At 43.9% G+C, this 528-nt stretch carries 1 protein-coding gene; it reads left to right on the forward strand.

Annotated elements, in window-relative coordinates:
- Positions 1–484: hypothetical protein (locus ACTIE0_RS24970; protein WP_439517088.1), on the forward strand; the 484-nt coding region annotated here is incomplete at its 5' end.
- Positions 485–528 lie beyond the last annotated feature (44 nt).

The raw sequence follows: 528 nt of genomic DNA on the forward strand, positions 1-528 counted from the left end.
TAGCACAAACCAGCGAAACCCACAAACCCAATACACCAAACAGCTAAAAGAGGAAGTCTTAAAGTCCATTGAAAATATTAGCGTACAGGTTTCCTCTCTGTGGTTAAAAGCCCAAGTCCAGAATCCCAACGAACCCTTAACCAGGGAAAACATCAGCAACTACTTGGAACAGTTAGCACGGGCTGTGAAAGTAGAAGCCAACAACTACAGCGAGAATCTTACCGACAATGAGGATAAACATTCCCCTTCCTCATGGGTCCACTTAGTAGTCAATGTAAACTCGCTTATGGACTGTTTAGTTCACACTAAAGCAAAGATTGAGAACACCATTATCAATTTAACAGTTATCGATTTTGCGTCTAACACTTCCTTAATCAATGAGCCGGAGGCTTACGCAAAACACCTTGAATACTGCCATGGCCGAATTTATGTAGCTTTGGAGGATGCACTCGCTGAATTAGAAGATCTAGATTTCACCGCCTGATGAGTCCTGACCGGTAAAGGACGAAACTTCCTCCCGCCGCTGGG

The organism is Limnospira sp. (assembly GCF_051859755.1).
Lineage (GTDB): Bacteria > Cyanobacteriota > Cyanobacteriia > Cyanobacteriales > Microcoleaceae > Limnospira > Limnospira fusiformis.